A 7,438-nucleotide genomic window follows, 5' to 3' on the forward strand; every position below is an offset into this window, starting at 1 on the left:
TTGCAAGAAGAATCAGTCCAAGACCAGACATAAGCTGTTTCATGCCTTGTGACTTTGCGCCGGGGTTGTCGTTTCCATAACCTTCCAGAAGATTGACAACACCCCATACACCGACACCTGCACCAATCAGGCAGATAACAGATTTCAGTACCGTACAAGCCGTGCTGATGAAGGAAGAAGTATCTACTTCACCTGTAGCCGCAAAAGCCTGTGTTGCACAGGTCGCTCCCATAATGCTGAATGTAGTAGCACCGAGAATTGCCTTCTTTGCGAATCTGCTGCCCTTGGCAAGCCACTTGTGCTTAGGCTTTGTAATTTCCTCGACAGCAACTTCGGAAGTTACTGCCATAATGTTTTCGTTTTCCATTGTAATTTCTCCATTCTGTATATGTATTTATCTATTGCTGAAAACAGGAATCAAAAAGCTGTATCTGTGTTATTGGTTTTCTTCGGTATTCGCTGCTTTCAGGCAAGACCTTAGTTTGCGTCCGTTTCGTATACGTCAACTTTATCCCTGCTTCTGAGTGTCAGATAGCGTTTTTTACGCTTTCCTACAAATGCTTCGATGTCAAATTTTGCTTTCGGATTGTCGTCCAGAAGTAAGTGATAATGCTTGTGACGTGTAATATCAAATTTATCTGAGAAGAACGGACGGACACCTCTCAGCTGTAAAATACATTTACCACCGTCCATGACGGCTAATTCGTCCTGTGATTTGAGTTCCTTGCCAAGCTTCTGATAATTCAGACCATAGCTTTCCGACTGACCTCTTGTATTTGAAGTATTGAAACTGTCGATGGTTTCTTTGCCAAGACTTTCGGAAATCTCTTTCAAAGTGGATTTTTCCTTACCGCCAAGGAAAAGCGTTGTATCGCAGTTGCCTTCAATCGTATCAGCATTGTCCTTGTAAATTGCTTTCAGCTGTGACTTTGCCTGTAAGATAATACTTGCACTGATTTCACGGCTTCTGATAGTAGCGATAAGCTTCTCAAACTGCGGAATCTCGCCGATATTTGCGAACTCATCAAGCAGACATCTGACATGATATTTCAGCTTTCCGCCCTCTGAATTGTCTGCTTTTGTACAGAGCAGATTGAACAGCTGTGAATACATGATTGCAACAAGAAAGTTGAATGTTGCGTCCGTATCAGAGATAATGACAAAGAGTGCGGACAGTTCATCGCCCAGCTTGTCAAGTCCGAGTTCGTCGTAACTTGTGATTTCAAGCACTTCATCAATGGCAAAAGGTGCAAGACGTGTTGAACAGGAGATGAGAATGGACTTTGCTGTTTTTCCTGCGGCAAGTTTGTAAGCGTTATACTGCTTGCAGGCAAACGCTCCGAGTCTTTTTTGTTCCTCATTGGGCTGATGCTCTTTCATGTAGGAAAATTCATCGCTGATTTCCATATCATTTGGATATTCACCGCTGATCCAACATTCAATAAAATCAAAGAGCCTGTCCATGGCATTTTTGAAAGTTTCATCGTCCTCACGGCACTCCGATGAATTTATCATCTCAATCAGAGTTTCAAAATTCTGTTCCGCAGGCGGATTGATTGTAAAAATCATAGCGATATATGCCGTGTAAAGCAGCTTTTCCGCCTTTACCCAGAAATCATCACCGCCATTCTGCTGTGAACTCTGCGTGTTTTTGATAAGCACGTCAACGAATTTCAGAATGTCCTTTTCTCTGTTTTTTTTGGATATGTAGGCAAAGGGATTGTAGTGCATGGACTTGCCGAAATCTATGGTATTGAATACCTTGATTCTATACGGCTGATAGGAAATCCTGCCGTTATCGTCCTTGATGGGTCTGCCTTGTTCAAGCATTTTGCCGCATTCAATCAAAACAGTGCCTTTCGGGTCTGTGACAATGTAGGAACTATGCATCTGCATAAGATTCGGTTTGACAAAAAATCTTGTTTTACCTGAACCCGAACCTCCGATAACCAGAATATTCTTGTTCCTTGCATATTTTGGACTTAACGGTTTTCCCATGGTTAATCCCTCTGTTTGTGTAAGAATGACATTATTGTCTTTGTCCTTTAAGTCCATGTACGGCTCAATATCCTTTTGTTCGCCCCATACAGCCGAACCGTATTCTGTGCCTTGACGGAATTTCTTTTTGTTAGCGGCTCTCATTTTCATAATGAACTTCATAGCAACACCAACCAGAACTCCAATTCCAAGGTCAATCGGATTGAATGACGGAATGATATGGGCAAAAGCTGTGCCGAGGTTGGTCAGGGCAGGAAGTATCTTTTCGGAAATATCCTTACCCTCAGCAGTTCTAAAGGCAAAACAAATGATGTTTCCTGCATAGCCGAAAATAACGTAAGCAAGGTTGTTCAGAACAAGTTTCTTTATTTTTCTTGTATTCATGCCAATCATATTAATGCGTCATTTCTTTAGACTTCTCACGAACCTTTTCTTTTTTCTTAGGTTCATGGGCAACCTGTTTCGCCATATCTTTAATCTGCTGTCTGGTGATTTCTGCACGGGGTTTGATAAGTTCATATTGCTTGTTGCTTGCAAATTCTTTGAAAGCCCTTTTAAAATCTTCCATTTTCCCTGCCTGAAAGAAAACATGAAAAGTATCGGAATCAGGTTCTTTCTTGACAGCGTAGTCAATGTCATATTTTTTTGCTACGCTCAGAAAGCCCTCAATACCTTTGATTTCCACGTTTTCAAGCTTGCCCGAATGTTCTGACAGCTTCTTCATGGACACTCTGCCTTTTTTCTGCGACTTGCCCGAAAGAAAGTCATTCATCGCAGATTTCAGTACATCCACTGTAAAATTCTTGCTTTTGAATGATAAATCTATGGTTTTCCGCAAGCCTTTTTCAAAATCGGTACTCATAACGAAAACTCAAATACTGCGTCGATATTCTCATGAAGCCACTTTGAAAAATCGCTCTTGACAGCATTGAATTTTTCCTCATCGTCATACTCTGCGATAACAATACCGTTTTCCGTATCGCCGTTCAGATAGACCATGAAGCCGTAGCCGGAATCATCTTCATATTCTCCGCAGGTCACACACGCTACCGCATTTGTGTAATTGAACACAGTTCCGTCCTGCGATATAATTGATAAGGTCATACGCTCACTCCTTTCCCGCTTACTAATTTAAGTTTAGCAAAATGAAAATTGTAAATCCGTCAAGTCCATTCAAGCGTTGTCAAGCTTTGTACAAATTTTCAGAAGAATACTTTTACATAAAAAAAAGACCGGACAAACAATAACGTTTAACCGGTCTTTCATACTATTTATATGTACTTCTCAATTTCTTTTTCACCAACATCAAGATGATAATAAACACCCTGTCTTGTTACATAGATTTCATTTGCTATTTCAGTAACGCTTTTCAGTTCAATATATCTTCCTATCAGTGCAGTCCTGCAATTGTCATTTTTTATGAGAAGAATCTTATCGAGAATAGTACTTTTAATGATTCCAGATTTTAAAATCAATTTTTTCAGTTTATCTGACAGTTCATCAATTTCAGGCTGAAATGTATCGAGCATTAGATTTCTTTCTGCCATCTTTTTCATACTGTCCAGTTGAAGCTTAACGCTTCTTATCCGGCGGTCAATCATGATGTACTGCCATAAAAATTCTTTACCTGTCAAAGTAGTAAACCTCCTGCATCTTCTTAATAAAGCACCTACCGTCAAGTCCCGACAATAAACTAAACCACTCTGACAGAAAAAAACTTTCAAGTTCTGCTTTTCGCCTATAAACCGAATCACTCCTTGTATGATTTTTAAGTGCCAACAGTGTATACTTGTAGCTTTCTGCTGCCACTTCGACTATGGCATGGGCAAGTGCTATGTAGCCGTCATCAAGTGAAACTGACATCAAGATCACCATTTGCAAGTGAAATTTTCAAACCTTCTACCGAATCGTGATAGAAACTGCCCGTTACATATTTCAGCAGTTTCAGGAATTCATTTATGCCGTATTCTTCAAGATTTACGTTGAAAATTGTCTTGTTGTCGCCAGCGAAAATATCAAGCAGAATCTCGATGATTTCCACAACATCAATATCATAAAAATTGCCGATATTGACCATTTCGCCGTTATCAAGCAGTGCAAAAAAAGCGTAAGGAATCACTTTTTCATCTTCAAGCGGAATTGCTCTGCGAACAAATTCCCTAACCTTGCTCATCGGAACAGGTCTGCCGTACTCCGTAATAACCATCTTGTCCATTGTAAAATCCTCACTTTCTTTCTGTCATTGTATAGTAATTGCTCAAATCGGAAGTTAGCCAGTTTTCAAGCTTGTACTTTGCGTAGTCACGTTCTTCCTCAGATGCGTAAATGGCAAGAATTACCTCATCACCAAAAGTTGTGAGTGCAGTAATCGCAAATTCAAGACTGTCGGGGTTGAACTCCTCATCGACAACATCGCTAATATTGTCGTTTGTGTTGTCTATGAATACAGACTGAATCATTGCGATGATATCGCAGTTCAGCGTAATAGTATCATAGGTTTTTATCATTCTCATATTTTTTGCGCTCCTTTTTCATTCATTTAAAAGCAGATTTTTGAGTTCTTCATAACTTTTCTGTGCTTGTTTCATACGGTAAGAAATGCCTTTCATTGCAAAGGCAAATGATGCAGGAAGAATACGGTCAAAAGTACGCTTTTTCTTCAAATCCGTACAGTTTCCCATATCGTTAATGTCAATGTTGGTGGTCACAATCATCGGCTTGTTGGCTGAAATTCGGGTATCGACAAGACTGTGAACACGTTCAAGGGCAAACTCCGTGCCACGTTCTGCTCCTAAATCATCGATGATAAGCAAATCGGGAGAGGTGATATTTCTTGTATATTCCGCATATTCAGATTCATTGAAAAAGCTGCCACGCTCCACAATCTGCATAGAAGTCAGCCATTTTACGCTGATACCACGATTTAATAGCGCATTTGCGATACAAGCCGCAAGGTAAGTCTTTCCCGTGCCGACATCACCGTAGAGAAGAAGTCCCGTTCTGCCCATTTGCTCAAAATTTCGGATATAGTTCATACCTATTTTTCTTGCATCAGGCGATTCCACCGTTCCAATATCAGCAGAAAGGTAATGTTCGGGAATGTTCGCAAGTTCTTTGTTTCGGCTGATGATATTTGCAAGTTGCTGCTCCGCTTTTTCACGTTTTTCCTTTGCCGTCTGACAGGCACAGCAGCAGCCTACAATCTCAGGCATACCCATTTTCAGAAATTCTTCGGGCATACGGAACTGCTTTGCCGTACTGCACTTTCCGCAGTGCCAGAGTCCGTCCTCTGCGATGTAGTCCTTTGCGTTCTTATTGACAATAAAGTTATTTTCGGCATTTTCAGAGATTGTCTGAAAAATGTTTCTCAACAGGTCATTCATAGCGTTTCCTTTCTGCTGACAAGATAGTTCATGATGTTATCAGTATCAGCGTTCCAAAATTCTTTTTGTATACCAAACTTACAGCATAAACTGCTTTCAAGCAAGTCAGTATCTGGCTCTGCTTTGCTGTATTTCAAACTAAGTATATATTTTTTTGACAGTTCGGTTTGGATTTCTTTCAGTACACCGTCAGCTGAAATTCGATAGAACTCACATAGAAGCAGGAATTTATCCCAAAAGCGAAATAGTTTCTTCTGTTCAAGTTCTTCAAGAGTATAAATTTCCGATGATTCAGCCAGTTTCTTAATCGCATCATCAAACGGAATATTTTCTATTTTGCTGACAAATTCCAATACATCACCGCTTTCACCGCAGTGAAACAGGTAAACGTATCATCATGAAAAATATTCATGGCATAAGTCTGGCTATGGCAAAATGGGCATTTACAGCGGTCTTTTTTTATCTCCGTATATTTTGAGATAGCAGAAGAAAGAGGATTTTTTATTCGGATAAACTCCAGTAATTCTGTGATTACAAGCATTTTTCACCTCACAAACTGGTCGAAAGGATTGACATTCACATCATAGACAGGATTTTGCATAGGATCAGGTTTATCAAGCTTAGGATAGTCTTTTGAAACTCTCTCAACAACCCAATTCAGAATCGTATAATAATCGGATTTATACTGTTTTCCGCTTGAAAGCTTATAGTTGTTGAGAATTTCAATGCACTTATCCACAAAGGCTTTTGTATGCTGCTGTGTAAGCTTCTGATATTCTTCCTCAGTCATAGTGACAGCTTCCGCATAGTTTTTCTTTTTGTCCTGAAGCTTTTTCTTTGACTGAGATTGGGAAGATGATTTTTGCGGAACTGAAACGGTGGTATTTAATTCTTTCGTACTTGATTCTTTCATACTTGATATGTAAGTATTTAATTGTCCATGATTTTCTACACCTTGAATTTCAATATGTAGGTTTTCTGTATCTTGTTTTTCTGCATCTTGGAAATCTGCATTTAGCTTTGTTTTAGATTGCTTTTCTTTCTTTTTTTTGATAAACACTTCAGGACATTCCAGACCCTCTGGTATATCCTCGTAGGGAATTTCGTAAATGTGATAAACATACTCAAATCGTCCGCTTTTTGAATAGTTGGGCGGAAGTTTCTCTACATAAACGTAATTTTCGTCAATTAGTTCGTGTAAAGCAGCACGAACTGCCGTTTCTCCCTCTTTACAGATTTTCACAAGTCCTGCGATGGAGTAGCACCAGTCATCAGGCAAACCAAGTAACTTTGACATAAATCCGACTGCCTTCAGACTGAGTTTCATATTTCTCAAATGGTGATTGCACATAATCGTGAAGTCAGTATTCTTATGTACTCTGACAACAGATGAGTTAGTTTCTTTCGCCATAATCAACCTCCGGATAAAATAAAAAAAGCGTTCCTCACTGATATGAAGAACGCTTTGCGTTTATATATTCGATTTTCTTTGCAAATTTAAGCCTGTCTTAATTATATTTTTATTATTCACAAATGTAAAATTTCTGTGAATCTGAGTTCCCTAAGCGTATTACGATTGCGGCATCTCTCCGTTATTTTTAATGCGCTTTTTATTGAGGAAATCCACTGTATATGTTTTCTGCAGAAGTGCGTCACCCATATACTTTTCATTTTCCAGAATCAATCGAATGGCACTATCATGCCATCTTTTGTTTCCCCGTGCAGTAAGAACCCCATCATGCTCCAGTCCTCTTGCAATCTGCTGACAGCTTGCGCCTTCAAGATATTCACGGTAAATTCGTTTAACTACCTCTGCCTGTTCTGAATTGATAACCAGATGCCCGTCCTCGTCCTTATCGTAGCCGAGGAAACATCTTGCATTGACCATTACTTTGCCCTGCTGAAAACGATACTGCATTCCCAGCTTGACATTCTGACTCAGAGATTCAGATTCCTGCTGTGCCAGTGATGCCATAATGGTAATCAGAACCTCTCCCTTCGCATTGGTGGTATAGAAAAGTCTGCAGATAGTGATTTGTTCACATGTACTGAATTTG

The 7,438-nt window shown here is 39.7% G+C and carries 11 protein-coding genes and 1 pseudogene; all 12 read right to left on the reverse strand.

The annotated features are described in order from the left end of the window. Positions 1 to 169 (reverse strand): Maff2 family mobile element protein (locus tag ACI4WO_RS06700; RefSeq protein ID WP_439806795.1); only part of this gene is annotated, 169 nt, incomplete at its 3' end. Positions 170 to 477: 308 nt separating this feature from the next. Further along, positions 478 to 2,382, reverse strand: a complete 1,905-nt coding sequence (locus ACI4WO_RS06705) for a VirD4-like conjugal transfer protein, CD1115 family (RefSeq protein WP_439806796.1) — start codon at positions 2,380 to 2,382, stop codon at positions 478 to 480. A gap of 10 nt (positions 2,383 to 2,392) precedes the next feature. Further along, on the reverse strand, positions 2,393 to 2,860 hold the full coding sequence (locus ACI4WO_RS06710; RefSeq protein ID WP_439806787.1) for a PcfB family protein: 468 nt from the start codon (positions 2,858 to 2,860) through the stop codon (positions 2,393 to 2,395). After that, on the reverse strand, positions 2,857 to 3,102 hold the full coding sequence (locus tag ACI4WO_RS06715; protein WP_439806788.1) for a hypothetical protein: 246 nt from the start codon (positions 3,100 to 3,102) through the stop codon (positions 2,857 to 2,859). The genes ACI4WO_RS06710 and ACI4WO_RS06715 overlap by 4 nt, the downstream gene beginning before the upstream one ends. Before the next feature lie 167 nt (positions 3,103 to 3,269). Continuing rightward, positions 3,270 to 3,632, reverse strand: coding sequence for a hypothetical protein (locus ACI4WO_RS06720; protein ID WP_439806789.1), 363 nt, complete (start codon positions 3,630 to 3,632; stop codon positions 3,270 to 3,272). Further along, on the reverse strand, positions 3,622 to 3,861 hold the full coding sequence (locus tag ACI4WO_RS06725) for a hypothetical protein (RefSeq protein WP_439806790.1): 240 nt from the start codon (positions 3,859 to 3,861) through the stop codon (positions 3,622 to 3,624). Before ACI4WO_RS06725 ends, ACI4WO_RS06720 begins: the two co-directional genes overlap by 11 nt. Further along, positions 3,845 to 4,213 (reverse strand): hypothetical protein, encoded by a 369-nt coding sequence (locus tag ACI4WO_RS06730; protein WP_439806791.1) that lies wholly within the window; start codon positions 4,211 to 4,213, stop codon positions 3,845 to 3,847. The genes ACI4WO_RS06725 and ACI4WO_RS06730 overlap by 17 nt, the downstream gene beginning before the upstream one ends. 10 nt (positions 4,214 to 4,223) lie before the next feature. After that, positions 4,224 to 4,511 carry a hypothetical protein gene (locus tag ACI4WO_RS06735; protein ID WP_439806792.1) on the reverse strand — a complete coding sequence of 96 codons (288 nt, stop codon included), beginning with the start codon at positions 4,509 to 4,511 and terminating at the stop codon, positions 4,224 to 4,226. Positions 4,512 to 4,529: 18 nt separating this feature from the next. Continuing rightward, entirely contained in the window at positions 4,530 to 5,381 is an 852-nt protein-coding gene (locus tag ACI4WO_RS06740; RefSeq protein WP_439806793.1) for an ATP-binding protein, read from the reverse strand. Next, entirely contained in the window at positions 5,378 to 5,764 is a 387-nt protein-coding gene (locus ACI4WO_RS06745) for a CHC2 zinc finger domain-containing protein (protein ID WP_439806797.1), read from the reverse strand. Before ACI4WO_RS06745 ends, ACI4WO_RS06740 begins: the two co-directional genes overlap by 4 nt. Positions 5,765 to 5,925: 161 nt before the next feature. Continuing rightward, complete coding sequence (locus ACI4WO_RS06750) at positions 5,926 to 6,792, reverse strand: hypothetical protein (protein ID WP_439806794.1); 867 nt, start codon at positions 6,790 to 6,792, stop codon at positions 5,926 to 5,928. A gap of 165 nt (positions 6,793 to 6,957) precedes the next feature. Continuing rightward, a pseudogene (locus ACI4WO_RS06755) lies at positions 6,958 to 7,438 on the reverse strand (recombinase family protein); the annotation flags it as partial.

The organism is Porcipelethomonas sp., assembly GCF_051893655.1.
Classification (GTDB): domain Bacteria; phylum Bacillota; class Clostridia; order Oscillospirales; family Ruminococcaceae; genus Porcipelethomonas.

Excerpts from the sequence above, each read along its gene's own strand:
- ACI4WO_RS06715 (WP_439806788.1), bottom strand. The coding sequence starts at position 3,102 with ATGACCTTATCAATTATATCGCAGGACGGAACTGTGTTCAATTACACA.
- ACI4WO_RS06730 (WP_439806791.1), bottom strand. The coding sequence starts at position 4,213 with ATGGACAAGATGGTTATTACGGAGTACGGCAGACCTGTTCCGATGAGC.
- ACI4WO_RS06710 (WP_439806787.1), bottom strand. The coding sequence starts at position 2,860 with ATGAGTACCGATTTTGAAAAAGGCTTGCGGAAAACCATAGATTTATCA.
- ACI4WO_RS06750 (WP_439806794.1), bottom strand. The coding sequence starts at position 6,792 with ATGGCGAAAGAAACTAACTCATCTGTTGTCAGAGTACATAAGAATACT.
- ACI4WO_RS06705 (WP_439806796.1), bottom strand. The coding sequence starts at position 2,382 with ATGAATACAAGAAAAATAAAGAAACTTGTTCTGAACAACCTTGCTTAC.
- ACI4WO_RS06725 (WP_439806790.1), bottom strand. The coding sequence starts at position 3,861 with ATGTCAGTTTCACTTGATGACGGCTACATAGCACTTGCCCATGCCATA.
- ACI4WO_RS06735 (WP_439806792.1), bottom strand. The coding sequence starts at position 4,511 with ATGAGAATGATAAAAACCTATGATACTATTACGCTGAACTGCGATATC.
- ACI4WO_RS06740 (WP_439806793.1), bottom strand. The coding sequence starts at position 5,381 with ATGAATGACCTGTTGAGAAACATTTTTCAGACAATCTCTGAAAATGCC.